Here is a 17,461-nt window from a genome sequence, read left to right on the forward strand (position 1 = left end):
CGCACGAGGCCGAAGGCCAGAGGGCCGTGAGCAGATCGGTAGCACTTGTGGGAAGGCGCTTTGCGGGCGTAGGAGAAGTCTGTCACCCAACGCACGGGGGACGGGTGGTCGAGGGGGAAATCGTTCGCGAGCTACTTATCTATTTGCGACGCGCTAAAAGGTGGCGCTTTAGGCTCGGGTGTTCACTTTATGAGCAGTGCTGCTGCACTGGCGCTCGGGGGGCAAGTCCACTCCCAGCCTTGAAATGTATTCACAGGTCAAAAAAATGTGGGAGGGAGCAACCCCTTCCCACATTGGTCTTGCGTGTTACTCGTGATATTGCGCCGACAGCTCGTGCACCGCGCGCAGGAACGCACCGGCATGCTCCGGGTTCACTTCCGGGGTGATGCCATGACCCAGGTTGAACACGTGTCCGGTGCCTTTGCCGTAGCTGGCGAGGATGCGCCCGACTTCGGTGCGGATCGCTTCCGGCTTGGCGTACAACACGGTCGGGTCCATGTTGCCTTGCAGCGCGACCTGGTTACCAACGCGGCGGCGGGCTTCGCCGATATCGCAGGTCCAGTCCAGGCCCAGGGCATCGGCACCGGCGTCGGCGATGCTTTCCAGCCACAGGCCACCACCCTTGGTGAACAGGATGACCGGCACCTTGCGGCCTTCGTGTTCGCGGATCAGGCCGCTGACGATCTTGCGCATGTAGGCCAGGGAGAATTCCTGGTACGCCGCCGCCGACAGGTTGCCGCCCCAGGTATCGAAAATCTGCACCGCTTGCGCGCCGGCCATGATCTGGCCATTGAGGTAGGACGTGACCGACTGCGCCAGCTTGTCCAGCAGCAAATGCATGGCGTGCGGGTTGTCGTAGAGCATGGCCTTGGTCTTGCGGAAGTCTTTCGACGAGCCGCCTTCGACCATGTAGGTGGCCAAGGTCCATGGGCTGCCGGAGAAACCGATCAGTGGCACGCGGCCGTTGAGCTCGCGGCGGATGGTGCTGACGGCATCCATCACGTAGCCGAGGTCTTTGTGCGGATCAGGGATCGGCAAGGCTTCGATATCAGCCAGGGTACTGACGACTTTCCTGAAACGCGGGCCTTCGCCGGTCTCGAAGTACAGGCCTTGGCCCATGGCGTCCGGGATGGTGAGGATATCGGAGAAGAGGATGGCCGCATCCAGCTGCGGGTAGCGGTCCAGCGGCTGCATCGTGACTTCGCAGGCGAACGTAGGGTTCATGCACAGGCTCATGAAGTCGCCGGCATTGGCGCGACTGGCGCGGTATTCCGGCAGGTAGCGACCGGCTTGACGCATCATCCACACGGGCGTGACGTCTACGGGCTGCTTGAGCAGGGCACGAAGGAAACGGTCGTTCTTGAGGGCAGTCATGTCGGCATCCGCAAAAAAAGTGCGGGCATTTTCTCAGAGCGCGACGCAAAAGGCACGGAATGCGCCGTGCCTTTTGTCTATCGGGTCAATTTGTCGCGGTAGCTTGAACACAGCACAAAACAAATGTGGGAGGGGGCTTGCTCCCGATTGCGGTGGTTCAGTTATAGATACTGAAACTGACACACCGCTATCGGGAGCAAGCCCCCTCCCACATTTTGATCCCATTTCAAGCGGGGATCAGGGTCAGACTTGCAGGTAGTCCAGGATCCCTTCCGCAGCATTGCGCCCTTCGAAGATCGCGGTTACCACCAGGTCAGAGCCGCGCACCATGTCGCCACCGGCGAAGATTTTCGGGTTGCTGGTCTGGTGCTTGTACTGGCCTTGCTCCGGGGCCACAACACGGCCCTGGCTGTCGGTCTGGATCTCGAACTGCTCGAACCACGGCGCCGGGCTTGGGCGGAAACCGAACGCGATGACCACGGCGTCGGCCGGGATGATTTCTTCGGAACCCGGGATCGGCTCGGGGCTGCGACGGCCACGGGCGTCGGGTTCGCCGAGACGGGTCTCGACCACCTTCACGCCTTCGACGCGGTCTTCACCGACAATCGCGATCGGCTGGCGGTTGTAGAGGAATTTCACCCCTTCTTCCTTGGCGTTCTTCACCTCTTTGCGCGAACCGGGCATGTTGGCTTCGTCACGGCGATACGCACAGGTCACCGACTTGGCGCCCTGGCGGATCGAGGTGCGATTGCAGTCCATCGCGGTGTCGCCACCGCCGAGCACCACGACCTTCTTGCCTTTCATGTCGACGAAATCTTCCGGCGACTTTTCAAAGCCCAGATTGCGGTTGACGTTGGCGATCAGGAAGTCGAGCGCGTCATACACGCCCGGCAGGTCTTCACCGGCAAAGCCGCCCTTCATGTAGGTGTAGGTGCCCATGCCCATGAATACCGCATCGTATTCGGCGAGCAGTTGCTCCATGGTGATGTCTTTGCCGATCTCGGTGTTCAGGCGGAACTCGATGCCCATGCCGGTGAACACTTCGCGACGGTTGCTCAGTACGGTCTTTTCCAGCTTGAACTCGGGGATGCCGAAGGTCAGCAGGCCGCCGATTTCCGGGTTCTTGTCGAACACCACCGGAGTCACGCCGCCACGCACCAGCACGTCGGCACAGCCCAGGCCCGCAGGGCCGGCGCCGATGATCGCGACGCGCTTGCCGGTCGGCTTGACCTTGGACATGTCCGGCCGCCAGCCCATGGCGAACGCGGTGTCGGTGATGTACTTCTCCACCGAACCGATGGTCACCGCGCCGAAGCCGTCGTTGAGGGTGCAGGCACCCTCGCACAGACGGTCCTGTGGGCACACCCGGCCGCAGACTTCCGGCAGGGTGTTGGTCTGGTGCGACAGCTCGGCGGCGGCGAGGATGTTGCCCTCGGCCACCAGCTTGAGCCAGTTGGGAATGAAGTTGTGCACCGGGCACTTCCATTCGCAGTACGGGTTACCGCACCCCAGGCAGCGGTGGGCCTGGTCGGCCGAGTGCTGGGGTTTGAAGGGTTCGTAGATTTCCACGAACTCTTTCTTGCGTTGACGCAACAGTTTCTTCTTCGGATCTTTGCGCCCGACATCGATGAACTGGAAGTCGTTATTCAGACGTTCAGCCATGTTAAAACCTCATCAAACTGTTCAGGCGCATATCACTGCGGGTTGGCACGGATGCTGGAAAGCAACGATTTCAGGTTGGCAGCCTTGGGCTTGACCAGCCAGAAACGACGCAGGTAATCATCGAGGTTTTCGGCGAGGTTACGCCCCCATTCGCTGCCGGTTTCCTCGACGTACTCGTCCAGCACGTGCTGCAAGTGGTTGCGGTAGGACTCCATGGCTTCGCCGCTGATCCGCTGGATCTCGACCAACTCGTGGTTGACCTTGTCGACGAAGGTGTTGTCCTGGTCGAGCACGTAGGCAAAACCGCCGGTCATGCCCGAACCGAAGTTGTAACCGGTCTTGCCCAATACGGCGACAAAGCCGCCGGTCATGTACTCACAGCAGTGATCGCCGGTACCTTCCACCACGGTGTGGGCGCCGGAGTTACGCACGGCGAAACGCTCACCGGCAGTGCCGGCGGCGAACAGCTTGCCACCGGTGGCGCCGTACAAGCAGGTGTTGCCGATGATGGCGCTGTCCTGCGACTTGTAGACGCTGCCGAGTGGCGGAACGATCACCAGCTTGCCGCCGGTCATGCCCTTGCCCACGTAGTCGTTGGCGTCGCCTTCCAGGTACATGTGCAGGCCACCGGCGTTCCACACGCCGAAGCTCTGGCCCGCAGTGCCCTTGAAGCGGAAGGTGATCGGCGCTTTCGCCATGCCCTGGTTGCCGTGCTTGCGCGCGATTTCGCCGGAAACACGAGCGCCGATGGAACGGTCGCAGTTGCAGATATCCAGGGCGAATTCGCCACCGCTGGCATCGTTGATCGAGGAACCGGCCAGGTCGACCATCTTCTCGGCCAGCAGACCCTTGTCGAACGGTGGGTTGCGGTCTACCTGGCAGAATTGTGGCTTGTCTGCCGGGATGTGATCGCTGCCCAGCAGCGGCGTCAGGTCCAGGTGCTGTTGCTTGGCGGTCTGGCCTTCGAGGATATCCAGCAGATCGGTACGACCGATCAGCTCTTCCAGCGAGCGCACGCCCAGCTTGGCCAGCCACTCACGGGTCTCTTCGGCGACGTAGGTGAAGAAATTCACCACCATGTCGACGGTGCCGATGTAGTGATCCTTGCGCAGCTTCTCGTTCTGCGTCGCAACGCCGGTAGCGCAGTTGTTCAGGTGGCAGATGCGCAGGTATTTGCAGCCCAGGGCAATCATTGGCGCGGTGCCGAAGCCGAAGCTCTCGGCGCCAAGAATGGCGGCCTTGATCACGTCGAGGCCGGTTTTCAGGCCACCGTCGGTCTGCACCCGGACTTTGCCGCGCAGGTCGTTGCCGCGCAGGGTCTGGTGGGTTTCGGCCAGGCCGAGTTCCCACGGTGCACCGGCGTATTTGATCGAGGTAAGCGGCGATGCGCCGGTACCGCCGTCGTAGCCGGAGATGGTGATCAGGTCGGCATAGGCCTTGGCCACGCCAGCGGCGATGGTGCCCACGCCCGCTTCTGCTACCAGTTTCACCGAGACCAGCGCCTGCGGATTGACTTGTTTGAGGTCGAAAATCAGCTGCGACAAATCTTCAATCGAATAGATGTCGTGGTGCGGCGGCGGTGAAATCAGGGTCACGCCGGGTACCGCATAGCGCAACTTGGCGATCAGGCCGTTGACCTTGCCGCCGGGCAGTTGGCCGCCTTCACCGGGCTTGGCGCCCTGGGCCACCTTGATCTGCAGCACTTCGGCGTTGACCAGGTATTCCGGGGTCACCCCGAAACGACCCGTGGCAACCTGCTTGATTTTCGAGCTTTTGATAGTGCCGTAACGCGCCGGGTCTTCACCGCCTTCGCCGGAGTTGGAACGCGCACCCAGGCGGTTCATGGCTTCGGCCAGGGCTTCGTGAGCCTCGGGCGACAAGGCGCCCAGGGAAATACCGGCGGAGTCGAAGCGCTTGAGGATCGATTCCAGCGGTTCGATTTCGCTGATGGCCAGCGGCGTGTCCAGGGTCTTGACCTTGAACAGGTCGCGGATCATCGACACCGGGCGGTTATCCACCAGGCTCGTGTACAGCTTGAACTTGGCGTAGTCGCCCTGCTGCACGGCGGCTTGCAGGGTGCTGACCACGTCCGGGTTATAAGCATGGTATTCGCCACCGTGCACAAACTTGAGCAGGCCGCCCTGCTGGATTGGCTTGCGCGCGCTCCAGGCTTCGGCCGCCAGGGCTTTCTGTTCGGCTTCGATGTCGACGAAACGCGCACCCTTGATGCGGCTCGGCACGCCACGAAAGCTCAGCTCGCAGACTTCTTCGGACAGGCCGATGGCCTCGAACAGTTGCGCGCCACGGTAGGAGGTGACGGTGGAGATGCCCATCTTCGACAGGATCTTCAGCAAACCTTTGGTGATGCCCTTACGGTAGTTCTTGAACACTTCGTAGAGGTCGCCCAGCACCTCACCGGTACGAATCAGATCGCCGAGCACTTCGTACGCGAGGAACGGATACACAGCCGAGGCACCGAAACCGATCAACACGGCGAAGTGATGCGGGTCACGGGCAGTGGCGGTTTCCACAAGGATGTTGGAGTCGCAGCGCAGGCCCTTTTCAGTCAGGCGGTGGTGCACCGCGCCCGTTGCCAGGGCGGCATGGATCGGCAGCTTGCCTGGGGCGATATGACGGTCGGTCAGCACGATCTGGGTACGACCGGCGCGCACGGCTTCTTCGGCCTGGTCGGCGACGTTGCGCACAGCGGCTTCAAGGCCGAGGCTCTCGTCGTAGTTCAGGTCAATGATCTGGCGGTCGAAGCCCGGCCGCTCCAGGGTCATCAAGGAGCGCCACTTGGCCGGGGAAACGACCGGCGAGCTGAGGATCACGCGGGACGCGTGCTCCGGCGATTCCTGGAAAATATTGCGCTCGGCACCCAGACACACTTCCAGGGACATCACGATGGCTTCGCGCAGCGGATCGATCGGTGGGTTGGTCACCTGGGCGAATTGCTGGCGGAAGTAGTCGTACGGCGTGCGCACACGCTGGGACAGCACGGCCATCGGCGTGTCGTCGCCCATGGAGCCAACCGCCTCGTAGCCTTGCTCGCCGAGCGGGCGCAGCACCTGGTCGCGCTCTTCGAACGTAACCTGGTACATCTTCATGTATTGCTTGAGCTGGTCGACGTCGTAGAAAGCCGAACCGTGGTCGTTGTCTTCCATGGTCGCCTGGATGCGCAGGGCGTTCTTGCGCAGCCATTGCTTGTACGGGTGACGGGACTTCAAACGGTTGTCGATGGCGTCGGTATCGAGGATCTGCCCGGTTTCGGTGTCCACGGCGAGGATCTGGCCAGGGCCTACGCGGCCTTTGGCGATCACATCTTCAGGCTTGTAGTCCCACACGCCGATTTCCGACGCCAGGGTGATAAAACCGTTGGTGGTAGTGACCCAACGCGCCGGGCGCAGGCCGTTGCGGTCGAGCAGGCACACCGCGTAGCGACCATCGGTCATGACCACGCCGGCCGGGCCGTCCCACGGTTCCATGTGCATCGAGTTGTACTCATAGAACGCCCGCAGGTCGGGGTCCATGGTCTCGACGTTCTGCCACGCTGGCGGAATGATCATGCGCACGCCACGGAACAGGTCGATGCCGCCGGTGACCATCAGCTCGAGCATGTTGTCCATGCTGGAGGAGTCGGAACCCACGCGATTGACCAGCGGGCCGAGCTCTTCCAGGTCCATCAAATCATTGGCGAACTTGGTGCGACGGGCCACGGCCCAGTTGCGGTTGCCGGTGATGGTATTGATCTCGCCGTTGTGGGCGAGGAAGCGGAATGGCTGGGCCAGCGGCCATTTCGGCAGGGTGTTGGTGGAGAAGCGCTGGTGAAACACGCAGATTGCGGTTTGCAGGCGCTCATCGCTCAGGTCCGGATAAAAGGCGGTGAGGTCCGCCGGCATCATCAGGCCTTTATAAATGATGGTCTTGTGGGAAAAGCTGCAGATGTAGTGGTCGGTATCGGCGGCGTTGGCCACCGACGAACGACGGCGGGACGTGAACAGCTTGATCGCCATGTCCTGGTCGCTCAGGCCGTCGCCTGCGATGAACACTTGTTCGATCTGCGGCAGGCGCTCCAGGGCCAGGCGGCCGAGTACGCTGGTGTCGATCGGCACTTTGCGCCAGCCGACGAGTTGCAGGCCGGCAGCAACGATCTCGCGGTTCATGTTCTCGCGAGCAGCTTCGGCTTTAACCGGGTCCTGGTTGAAAAACACCATGCCCACGGCGTACTGCTTGGGCAGTTCGACGGCGAAGTGCTCTTTGGCGACCGCGCGCAGGAACTGGTCGGGCTTTTGAATCAGCAAGCCGCAACCGTCACCGGTCTTGCCGTCGGCGTTGATCCCACCGCGGTGGGTCATGCAGGTCAGGGCCTCGATGGCCGTTTGCAAAAGGGTATGACTGGGCTCGCCCTGCATGTGGGCTATCAGGCCGAAACCGCAGTTATCCTTGAATTCATCGGGTTGGTACAGACCTGCTTTCATAGACACTTTCTCACCAGGCTGCCTCTTATATCGAGGCAAATTTCTTTTCAATTCAACCGGTTACCTTCCACGCCGAACGTACGCCGGCTTAGCGGGGGCAAAAGGGAGGTCATTGTACACACCGTCACAGACGCTCACAAATTTAGCGACGAAATGTCGCAAATGTATGTCGCATTTATGAAAGGTTTAAAGCGATATGCTGTGCTAGTCAAAACTTTTTTAATTCTGACCGCTACGACTCAAAAGCTACCGTGACGCAGACACCACAAAGCGCGCGGCCTTCAGGGCTGCACGCTGTTGTAGTTTTTTGAGGTGCCGGGAGGGCGGCCTGGGTAAGGCCGCCGGATCTTCAGCGAGTTGTTGCCAGTTCTTGTTGAACGCTGGCAACAGTGCGAGGCCAAGGTTTACCAGCCTGAACCTTCGCTGGCAAGGCCTTGATGGCGGAATCGGCTGCGGCGCGGCTTGGGAAGCTGCCGTAGGTGATCACATACAGCGGCTTGCCGTTGAGCACTTTCTTGAAATAACGATACTGGCCGCCCTGCTCTTTGACGAACGCCTGGGCGTTGGCCTCGGAGCTGGTGCCGAGTATCTGCACCACGAAGTTGCCGGTGGGCTGGCTGCTGTACCAGCTGCTCCCGGCAGCGCCGGCCTTGGCAACGGTGGCCGCCGGTTTTTCCGCAGGCTTGGCCGCTGGAGCAGGCGTTGGCGCGGGCTTGGTCACCGGCGCAGGCGCAGGCTTGGCTGTGGCAATCGTCGGCGCCGGGGTCGGCTTGGCAGCTGGCGCAACCGGTGCAACCGGCGTCGCTGGCGTACCGGCAGGCACGCCCGCAGGTGGCGCGGTGGTGGTCACGGTTGGCGGTGTCGCGCTGGAGCCTTCCACCGGCACGCCGTCGTCGCCTTCAGAGATGCCACCGGCTTCTTCGGCCAACGGGCCGCGCATCACAGGTTGGCCGACCATCGGCAGGTTGGTCGGCTGGCCGGAATTGGCGAATTCGACGTTCGGCGTGGGCTTGCCCAGTGGCAACTGCGCCTGTTCGGTTGGCGCGCCAGCGGTTGCCGGCGCCTTGCTGCGGCCCGGGATCAACCAGGCGGCGGCAACAGCGACCACGACAACGGCAGAAATAGCCAATACGTGCTTCTTAGGCATAGTGAACCCCATCTTTGGACGCTTGACCGCAGAGCGGCTGGCAATCATGGCTTCGATCATTGCATCGCGGGCAACCTGATTGATGTTGCCAGGCCAGCCATCGGAGCTTTCGTGAATATCAGAGATCTGCGCAGCGGAGAAAAGTTCGATACCCGCCCCCGCGCCCTCGAGGCGTTGAGCCAGGTATTCGCGGGTCTCTTCTTCTTCGTACGGCTGCAATTCGATGACGTGAAACAGCTCTTGTTCACCGCTGATCTGCTCCAGATCGGCGATCAGCGACGACTCACCAAACAGGAACACATGGGGACGCCCTTCCGGGGTACCCGCCGCCAGCGCCAACAGGGCTTCCAGGGCAGATTCGTCGAGCTGCTCGGCGTCATCCACCAACAGATAGACTTCCTGGCCGGTCAGGCCCAGTTGCACCACCTGCTTGAGAATCGCATTCGGCTCAGGGTTGGCTACGTCCAACGCCTGCGCCACCTGGCGCAACACGCCGGCCGCGTCACCGGCACCACGGGCCGAGACGACGACGCTCTGCACCGATTGCTTGTTGGTGCTGGCAACCAGCGCTTGGCGCAGCAAGGTCTTGCCGCTGCCCAACGGCCCCGTCACCACCAGCAGCAACTGGCTGTAGCGCGCGAGATGGTGCAATTGCCCCAGTACCGGCTTGCGCTGTGCAGGGAAGAATTTGAAACCGGGCACCCGAGGCGCGAAAGGGTCGTGGCTCAGGTGGTAGTGGCCGAGGAACGCCTCGTCGGCATGCAAACTAGTCATCGGGATCTTATTAACCTTTAAGCTGGGCCAGGGCGCGGTAATCCGCTCCCAGCGTGGCCTGTAAAATCTCTTTCGGATAATCGTCGGTCACCACCGCTTCGCCCATGTGGCGCAACAGCACCAGTCGCAGTCGACCGTCGATCACTTTCTTGTCTATCGCCATGTGTTCCAGAAAATCCGCCTCGGTCATTTCAGACGGCGGAATCACCGGCAAACCGGCGCGCTGGAACAGACGGATACCGCGATCACGCTCCTGGACGCTGATCCAGCCCAGGCGCTGCGACATCTCCAATGCCATCACGGTGCCAGCCGCTACGGCTTCCCCATGCAGCCACACACCATAGCCCATGTGCGTTTCGATCGCATGGCCGAAGGTGTGGCCCAGGTTCAGGGTAGCCCGCACACCGGACTCCCGTTCGTCGGCATTCACCACCAACGCCTTGGCCGCACAGGAGCGGGAAATCGCTTCGGTGAGTGCCACCTGGTCGAGGGCGCGCAAGGCATCCATGTGCTCTTCCAGCCAGGTCAGGAAGGGCTCGTCGCAGATCAGCCCGTACTTGATGACTTCCGCCAGGCCCGCCGACAGCTCGCGGGGTGGCAGGGTGTTGAGGGTCGCGGTGTCAATCAGCACGGCCTGCGGCTGATAGAACGCGCCGACCATGTTCTTGCCCAGCGGATGGTTGATACCGGTCTTGCCGCCCACCGACGAATCGACCTGGGACAGCAGCGTGGTCGGCACCTGGATAAAGTCCACGCCACGCTGGTAGCAGGCGGCCGCGAAGCCGGCCATGTCGCCGATCACACCGCCGCCCAGGGCGACCACGGTGGTACGGCGGTCATGCCGTGCGCTCAGCAGGCCATCGAAAATCAGTTGCAGGGTTTCCCAGTTCTTGTGGGCTTCGCCGTCGGGCAGGATCACCGAGATCACCGAGTACGCCGCCAGGCTGCGGCTCAGACGCTCAAGATACAGCGGCGCCACCGTTTCGTTGGAGATGATCGCCACTTGCCGACCGGCAATATGCGGTGCGAGCAGCTCGGGCTGGTCCAGCAGACCTTCGCCAATATGGATCGGGTAGCTGCGCTCGCCTAGATCGACCTTAAGTGTCTGCATGTGTCCCCGCGTTGAAGATATTTTGACGACCGGTAACGCCTGGATCAGACGCTGCCTGATGGCTCTACGCCACACCCCGGGAGGTCATGGCGCGCCGCCGAGAATAGCGCATTTGCGGCCAGGCTTTAACGGGGTGGTAGCCGTTGCAGGCGCTCAAGAATGTCGAGCACAACCATTCGCGGCGGCCGTTCATCGGTTTGCACCACCAGATCGGCGATTTCCCGATACAGCGGATCGCGCAGTGCCAGCAGGTCTCGCAGGGTTTTTTCCGGGTTGGCCGTGCGCAGCAACGGGCGATTGCGATCACGGGCGGTGCGGCCCACCTGCTGCTCCACCGAGGCATGCAGGTACACCACGCGACCACCGGCGTGCAGGGCGCGGCGATTTTCATCGCGCATCACCGCGCCACCGCCGGTGGCCAATACCACGCCATCGCAGCCGCACAGTTCGGCAATCATTGCCTGCTCGCGGTCGCGAAAGCCCAGCTCGCCTTCCTTATCGAAGATCCATGGGATATTGGCACCCGTGCGCAATTCAATTTCCTTATCGGAATCTTTGAATGGCAGGCGCAGCTCTTTGGCCAGCAAACGGCCGATGGTGCTTTTTCCAGCCCCCATCGGCCCTACAAGAATCAAATTTCGCACAGAATCAACGACTCACAGCAATCGCCTGGTTATTCATGATACGCGGAGTCAGGAATACCAGCAGCTCGGATTTTTTCTCCGCCCGCACATCGCGCCGGAAAAGGCGGCCAAGATACGGCACATCGCCCAAAAATGGCACTTTATCTACCACTTTGCTTTGGGTATTGGAGAAAACCCCGCCGATGACAATGGTCTCGCCATCCTTGACCAGGACCTTGGCATTGACCTCGTTTTTCTTGATCGGCGGAACGTCGTTGAGCTTGTTCAGATAGTCGGGCTCGTCCTTGGTGACCTTGACCACCATGATCACATGATCGTCGGGGGTGATTTGCGGCGTGACCTCCAACGACAGCGAGGCTTCCTTGAACGACACCGAGGTTGCGCCCTGGGACGTGGATTCCTGGTAGGGGATCTCGGTGCCCTTGAGGATGCGCGCGGTTTCCTTGTCCGAGGTGACCACCTTGGGCTGTGAGACGATTTCGCCGTTGCCGGACTTTTCCATGGCGGTCAGCTCAAGGTCCAGCAGCAGGTTGTCGGTGATAAAGGCCAGTCCCAGGCCCGAGGTGCCGGTCAGCGAACCCAGGTCGACGAAGGGTGAGCTGGGTGGGTTCTCTGGTGGCTGCGCGCCGTCCGCCTGGGGCTTGGGAATACCGCCGGCGCTCCAATTGCCGCGATTGAGCCGCCCACCCCAGCGCGCGCCCAGGCCTTTGTCGTAATCGACATTGGCCTCGACGATGCGCGCCTCGATCATCACCTGGCGCACCGGCACGTCCAACTGCGCCACGATCCGCCGCAGTTCTTCCAGCCGCTCTCCAGTCTGGTAGGCGATGATATTGTTGGTGCGGTCATCGACCGCCACCGAGCCGCGCTCGTCGGTCGCGCCTTCAAAGCCGGTCACTGACTGGAACAGCTTGGCCAGGTCCGCTGCCTTGGCATAATTGACCTGCAGCAGCTCCCGGCGTAACGGTGCCAGCTCAGCCATCTGCTTGCGCGCCTCCAGCGTCAGCAGTTCGCGAGCGGCCAATTCGTCAGCCGGCGCCACCAGCAATACGCCGGCCTTCACCCGTTTGTCCAACCCCTTGGCTTGCAGCACCAGATCCAGCGCCTGTTCCCAGGGCACCTCCTTGAGCCGCAGGGTGATCGAACCTTGCACCTCGTCACCGGCCACCAGGTTAAGGCCTGCGACATCGGCGATTTGCTGCAGCGCTGCGCGCAAATCGATGTTCTGGAAATTGAGATTCAGCTTGTCGCCCGTGTAGCCGACCGAAGCTGCGCTTTCGGGCGGCGGCAAGTGGATCAGGTCGAGGCGATTGGGTACAGCAGCGGCCTTCGGCGCCGTGAACGCTATCCATAGCGCCACACCGAAGCACGAGAAAATCCTTTTCATGGTTTGATTCCGTTATGAGTTGACGTTCAGTACCAGGGTTCGCGGGCGCTCCAGCCAGAGGCCCTGTTCATCGGGAAAGCGCTCGATCAGCTCGACATGACTGTCCTGGATGGACATGACCTGACCATGATCGGGCCCGAGGTAGTCACCGACCGCCAGCCGGTGCACTGTCGGTCCGGCACGCAATAGCGCGTAGGTCCGTCCACCGCCCGACAGCGTACCGACCATGGCGAACTGCTCGATTGCGATGCCCTCGAGCGGCCCGCGAGGCCGAGTGAGGTCTGGAGCAAGGGCCGCTCGCCCAGGCGTGTGCTCCGCCTGCAAGGCAGGGCGTTGAAACGGGTCGCGCAGGGATGATGAGTCATAAACAAAGCGCGGAGCCGGGACGACCGCCCGGGACGCGCTGCCGCCTGGGGACGCACTTCGATAGGCCTTGGCCAGCAGGTCAAGACGTAACAATGCCCCTTCAGGCCGCACCGCCACGTCATGCACCGTGACGATGCGCTGCAACCCGCCCAGGGCGCTGACGAACGCGGCCAAGTCGTGATAGGCCCCCGTAGCGGCAATCTTCAAGGGCTGCTCGACATGGAACGGCAGCGACGCCTCATCCAGCACCGCGACGCCCTCGATCCAGACGCCTTTGGCAACCGCCAGCCGGGCGATGTCTTCCAGCAAGCCCGGCACTGCGGACTCACCGGGCAACTGCCCCTGAAGGCCCGCAACAGTCTCTTCCATCGCCCTGACTTGTTCGGTGTACGCCTCAAGCTCGGCGGCCAAGCCGGTTTTTTCTTCGAGCTGCGCTTGCAGCGCCTGTTCCCGCGCCTCGAGGCCGTGCAGTCGCTCCCGCGAGGCCCCCAGGTAAACCCCCTCTCCAAGCAACAGCACCAGACCGGCCAGCGCACAGCCAAGCAGGGCCTTCCCAGGCCAGGGCCATTTTGCAGCGTTGTAGGAGAGCGCGGAAAAGTCGAGCCTGGGCAGGCTCATGGTTGCGCCTCGATGGTTTCCCCCTGACGCACCATCAGCTGAAACTCGTGATCGCCGCGCTCGCCCTCTGCGCGCACCCGCTCGAGCCGCGCGGAGTGGCCGCCCTGTGACGCCTCCAACCGACGCATCAACTGGGCGATATCCTGATTGCTGTCGGCACTGCCACGGATGCTGATCGTATCGCCACTCGCGACCACTTCATGCAGATGAACGCCATCGGGCATTGCACGAGCCAACTGATCGAACAGCCGAGCACCGGAAGAGCGCGCATCGTGCAGGTCCTGCACGACCTTCATGCGCTGCGCCAATTGCTGGCTTCGCTCCTGCAGGTCGTCGATGGTCTTGATGCGTGAGTCCTGCACGGCGACATCCCCGTTCAGGCGCACATTGCGGGTGACCTGCCGGTCTATCGCCTGGTCTATCACCTGATCAGCCAACCACACCGCCGCGAGCGCCAGGCAGGCAAATACCAGCAACAGTGCCAGGAAATATTTGCGGCGCCGCTCCGCCAGTGCTCGGCGCCAGGGCAAAAGATTGATTCGTGTCATCCAGCGAAACTCCTCAGGGCTAACCCGCAAGCCACTCCCATCCCCTGGGCATCGACGGCCCATTGTGCGCCATCGACTCGATGACCCGGCGTGAAGCTGGCAAAATCCTGACGGCAAGCGCGCTCCAATGCAAACGCTTCGACATCCACTACCTGTGTCACCAGCCCGGCCAGGGCCAGGGCCGCCTCGCGGGCCTCGACCTGCTCACGCAGGCACGCCACCAGCAACACCTCGACCCGCCCCGCCTCCTGGGGCGACGGTCCGCGCACCTGAAAATCGATGGCGACCTCGTCCAGAGGATAAGGAATGTACTGGTCGGCCTCCATCTGTATCTGCCAGGCCATCTCTTCGTCGCCCAGGCCCGTGTCCATTTCGATCACCCGCGTAATGACCGAAGGGCCCGCCACCGCGACGGCCGCGTGCCTGGTGCCACTGTGCAGGCGGGATAATGCCTGGTGCAGCGCCCGCCCTACGCCGTCGAGGTCAAGCAATGTGCCATCGACCATCGCATGTGCCGGCAATACCTGCGTGACATAGCCTTGAATACTGAAACCCTGCGCCGAACGGCCCAGCTCGACCAGCTTGATACCCTGGTCATTGATGTCGACGCCGAGGACGACATCGAGTTTTCGCCTGAAAAATCCCTTTCCCATAAAACTCCCTAAAGCTTTGCCTGTCTTACCGCCTGATTGCCGCCGGGCAGCGTGCATTCGGTCGACTTGTTTGAGCCGCGCGAATGACGCCCGAAGGCGAAAATGCTTTAATGCCCAGCGTTTTTTCCCGCTTTTTATCTGCTGCCCGGGTCGATCCATCGTTTGCCATGCATGCCCCGACGCATAACTCTTTCATTTCTCTGGAAATCCAAAAGCCTTGATTCGTCTGCTGAAGTTTTTCGGGTACTCCATTGTCGCGATCGTCTGCGGGCTGCTGCTCGTACTCAGCGGGGCCTACCTTTACCTTAGTCCGGGTTTGCCGTCCGTAGAGGCTCTCAGAAGTATCCAGTTGCAGATTCCCTTGCGGGTCTACAGCAGCGATGAAAAACTGATCGCGGAGTTCGGCGAAATGCGCCGCACCCCGATCCGTTTCGCCGACATTCCACCCAATTTCATCAGCGCGTTGCTGTCGGCCGAAGACGATAATTTCGCCAACCACTACGGCGTCGATCCCAGCAGCCTGGTACGCGCAGCCACGCAGTTGGTAAAAAGCGGACACATTCAATCCGGCGGCAGCACCATCACCATGCAGGTGGCGAAGAACTTCTTCCTCACCAGCGAGCGCAGTTTTTCGCGCAAGGCCACCGAGATCCTGCTGGCGCTGCAGATTGAACGTCAGCTGACCAAGGATGAAATTCTCGAGCTGTACGTCAACAAGATTTACCTGGGCAACCGCGCCTACGGCATCGAGGCGGCTTCCCAGGTGTACTACGGCAAGTCGATTCGTGATGCCAGCCTGGCGCAGATGGCGATGATTGCCGGCCTGCCCAAAGCGCCGTCGCGCTTCAACCCCTTGGCCAACCCGGCGCGCAGCAAGGAGCGTCGCGACTGGATCCTGGGGCGCATGTACAAGCTGGGCAAGATCGACCAGGCGGCTTACGAAAGCGCGGTGGCCGAACCGTTGAACGCCAGCTATCACGTGCCGACGCCGGAAGTGAATGCGCCGTATATCGCCGAAATGGCGCGTGCCGAGATGGTCGGCCGGTATGGCAGCGAGGCCTACACCGAAGGTTTCCGTGTCACTACCACCGTTCCAAGCAACTTGCAGGAAATTGCCAACCATTCGCTGCACGAAGGCCTGATCACCTATGACCAGCGCCACGGCTATCGCGGCCCTGAATCGCGCCTGCCGGGCAAGACCCTGAGCGCCTGGACCACCGAGCTGGGCAAACAGCGCTCCATCAGTGGCCTGGAGCCGGCCATCGTCACCCAGGTGAAGAAAGACGGCGTGCAAGTGCTGACCCGCACCGGCGAAGCGCATGTGGCGTGGGAAAGCATGAAATGGGCGCGCCCGTTCCTGAATACCAACAGCATGGGCCCGATGCCCAAGCAGCCGTCTGATGTGGCGCAGGTGGGCGATTTGATCCGCGTGCAGCGCCAGGCGGATGACAGCCTGAAATTCAGCCAGGTCCCGGTCGCCCAGGGCGCCCTGGTGTCCCTCGACCCGCAAAACGGTGCGATCCGCTCCCTGGTCGGCGGCTTCGCCTTCGAGCAGAGCAACTACAACCGCGCCACCCAGGCCAAGCGCCAGCCGGGCTCGAGCTTCAAGCCATTCGTCTACAGTGCCGCGCTGGATAACGGCTATACCGCCGCCAGCCTGGTCAACGACGCGCCGATCGTGTTTGTCGATGAGTACCTGGACAAAGTCTGGCGCCCAAAGAACGACACCAACACCTTCCTCGGCCCGATCCGCATTCGCGAGGCGTTGTACAAGTCGCGCAACCTGGTGTCGATCCGCCTGCTGCAGGCGATGGGCGTGGGCAAGACCATCGACTACATGACCCGCTTTGGCTTCGCCAAGTCTGACCTGCCGCCGAACCTGTCCCTGGCCCTGGGTACCGCCACCCTCACGCCGATGGAAATCGCCACTGGCTGGAGCACCTTTGCCAACGGCGGTTACAAAATCTCGCCGTACCTGATCGACAAGATCGAAAGCCGCAACGGCGACACTCTGTTCACTGCCAACCCGCCACGGGTGCCCGGCGATGTGGTCAATGGTGTGGCGGCGACCGATGGTCTTGCCGCACCGAGCAACGGCGGCATCACCATCGAGCCGACCCCAGGCGCGACGCCTGCCGCAAACACCCCCGCGCCGGCCGAGCCGCAAGCACCGGCAGTGGCTGAGCGCATCGTGGACGGCCGCACCACCTATATCCTCAACAGCATCCTGCAAGACGTGATCAAGAAGGGTACCGGCCGGCGCGCATTGGCCCTCGGCCGCGCGGACATCGCCGGCAAGACCGGTACCACCAACGAATCCAAGGATGCCTGGTTCTCCGGCTACAACGGCGACTATGTGACCACCGTATGGACCGGTTACGACCAGCCGGAAAGCCTGGGCCGTCGCGAATTCGGCGGTACAGTCGCGCTGCCGATCTGGATGAGTTACATGGGCGCGGCGCTGAAAGACAAGCCACTGCACACCCAGCCGGAACCGGAAGGCATCCTCAGCCTGCGCATCGACCCGGTAAGCGGCCGCGCAGCCTCGCCGAGCACGCCGAACGCCTACTTCGAACTGTTCAAGAGCGAAGACACGCCACCGTCGGTCAATGAGCTGGGCAACGGGGTTGCACCGGGCAGCCCGCTGCCGGCGGATGAAGGTGCGCCGATCGATCTGTTCTGATGACGCTCGTTCCCAC

Annotated in this window: 10 protein-coding genes and 1 pseudogene; 1 reads left to right on the forward strand and 10 read right to left on the reverse strand. The window is 61.9% G+C overall.

All coding sequences use genetic code 11. The features are described from left to right. Nucleotides 1–306: 306 nt before the first annotated feature. The 10 genes and pseudogenes from hemE to pilM all read right to left on the reverse strand — a co-directional run bounded on the left by hemE (nt 307) and on the right by pilM (nt 14,762). Nucleotides 307–1,374 carry a uroporphyrinogen decarboxylase gene (gene hemE, locus C4J85_RS25145; RefSeq protein ID WP_124368627.1) on the reverse strand — a complete coding sequence of 356 codons (1,068 nt, stop codon included), beginning with the start codon at nt 1,372–1,374 and terminating at the stop codon, nt 307–309. 243 nt (nt 1,375–1,617) lie between these two features. Continuing rightward, nucleotides 1,618–3,036: an FAD-dependent oxidoreductase gene (locus tag C4J85_RS25150; protein WP_003171228.1), complete on the reverse strand. Its 1,419-nt coding sequence runs from the start codon at nt 3,034–3,036 to the stop codon at nt 1,618–1,620. A 32-nt stretch (nt 3,037–3,068) separates the two neighbouring features. Continuing rightward, nucleotides 3,069–7,514, reverse strand: a complete 4,446-nt coding sequence (gene gltB, locus C4J85_RS25155; protein ID WP_124405500.1) for a glutamate synthase large subunit — start codon at nt 7,512–7,514, stop codon at nt 3,069–3,071. 349 nt (nt 7,515–7,863) lie between these two features. Next, a complete protein-coding gene (locus C4J85_RS25165; protein ID WP_124410955.1) occupies nt 7,864–9,435 on the reverse strand; it encodes an SPOR domain-containing protein in 1,572 nt (523 codons plus the stop codon). A 10-nt stretch (nt 9,436–9,445) separates the two neighbouring features. Continuing rightward, nucleotides 9,446–10,546 carry a 3-dehydroquinate synthase gene (gene aroB, locus C4J85_RS25170; protein WP_124368632.1) on the reverse strand — a complete coding sequence of 367 codons (1,101 nt, stop codon included), beginning with the start codon at nt 10,544–10,546 and terminating at the stop codon, nt 9,446–9,448. Nucleotides 10,547–10,671: 125 nt separating this feature from the next. Then, nucleotides 10,672–11,190 (reverse strand): shikimate kinase AroK, encoded by a 519-nt coding sequence (gene aroK, locus C4J85_RS25175; RefSeq protein ID WP_124368633.1) that lies wholly within the window; start codon nt 11,188–11,190, stop codon nt 10,672–10,674. A gap of 4 nt (nt 11,191–11,194) precedes the next feature. After that, nucleotides 11,195–12,448, reverse strand: a pseudogene (locus tag C4J85_RS25180) (type IV pilus secretin PilQ); the annotation flags it as partial. A 141-nt stretch (nt 12,449–12,589) separates the two neighbouring features. Continuing rightward, nucleotides 12,590–13,561, reverse strand: a complete 972-nt coding sequence (locus tag C4J85_RS25185) for a pilus assembly protein PilP (RefSeq protein WP_124410957.1) — start codon at nt 13,559–13,561, stop codon at nt 12,590–12,592. Beyond that, nucleotides 13,558–14,109: a PilN domain-containing protein gene (locus tag C4J85_RS25190; protein ID WP_124372115.1), complete on the reverse strand. Its 552-nt coding sequence runs from the start codon at nt 14,107–14,109 to the stop codon at nt 13,558–13,560. Before C4J85_RS25190 ends, C4J85_RS25185 begins: the two co-directional genes overlap by 4 nt. Further along, the gene (gene pilM / locus C4J85_RS25195) at nt 14,106–14,762 is read right to left on the reverse strand and encodes a type IV pilus assembly protein PilM (protein WP_256657828.1); all 657 of its coding nucleotides are present in this window, start codon (nt 14,760–14,762) and stop codon (nt 14,106–14,108) included. The genes C4J85_RS25190 and pilM overlap by 4 nt, the downstream gene beginning before the upstream one ends. A gap of 220 nt (nt 14,763–14,982) precedes the next feature. On the opposite strand from pilM, the gene C4J85_RS25200 reads away from it, so the two are divergent. Beyond that, nucleotides 14,983–17,445 (forward strand): penicillin-binding protein 1A, encoded by a 2,463-nt coding sequence (locus C4J85_RS25200; RefSeq protein WP_372240639.1) that lies wholly within the window; start codon nt 14,983–14,985, stop codon nt 17,443–17,445. Nucleotides 17,446–17,461: the final 16 nt, after the last annotated feature.

The organism is Pseudomonas sp. R4-34-07 (assembly GCF_003852375.1).
Classification (GTDB): domain Bacteria; phylum Pseudomonadota; class Gammaproteobacteria; order Pseudomonadales; family Pseudomonadaceae; genus Aquipseudomonas.

Excerpts from the sequence above, each read along its gene's own strand:
- aroB (WP_124368632.1), bottom strand. The coding sequence starts at position 10,546 with ATGCAGACACTTAAGGTCGATCTAGGCGAGCGCAGCTACCCGATCCAT.
- C4J85_RS25190 (WP_124372115.1), bottom strand. The coding sequence starts at position 14,109 with ATGACACGAATCAATCTTTTGCCCTGGCGCCGAGCACTGGCGGAGCGG.
- C4J85_RS25165 (WP_124410955.1), bottom strand. The coding sequence starts at position 9,435 with ATGACTAGTTTGCATGCCGACGAGGCGTTCCTCGGCCACTACCACCTG.
- hemE (WP_124368627.1), bottom strand. The coding sequence starts at position 1,374 with ATGACTGCCCTCAAGAACGACCGTTTCCTTCGTGCCCTGCTCAAGCAG.
- C4J85_RS25150 (WP_003171228.1), bottom strand. The coding sequence starts at position 3,036 with ATGGCTGAACGTCTGAATAACGACTTCCAGTTCATCGATGTCGGGCGC.
- gltB (WP_124405500.1), bottom strand. The coding sequence starts at position 7,514 with ATGAAAGCAGGTCTGTACCAACCCGATGAATTCAAGGATAACTGCGGT.
- pilM (WP_256657828.1), bottom strand. The coding sequence starts at position 14,762 with ATGGGAAAGGGATTTTTCAGGCGAAAACTCGATGTCGTCCTCGGCGTC.
- C4J85_RS25185 (WP_124410957.1), bottom strand. The coding sequence starts at position 13,561 with ATGAGCCTGCCCAGGCTCGACTTTTCCGCGCTCTCCTACAACGCTGCA.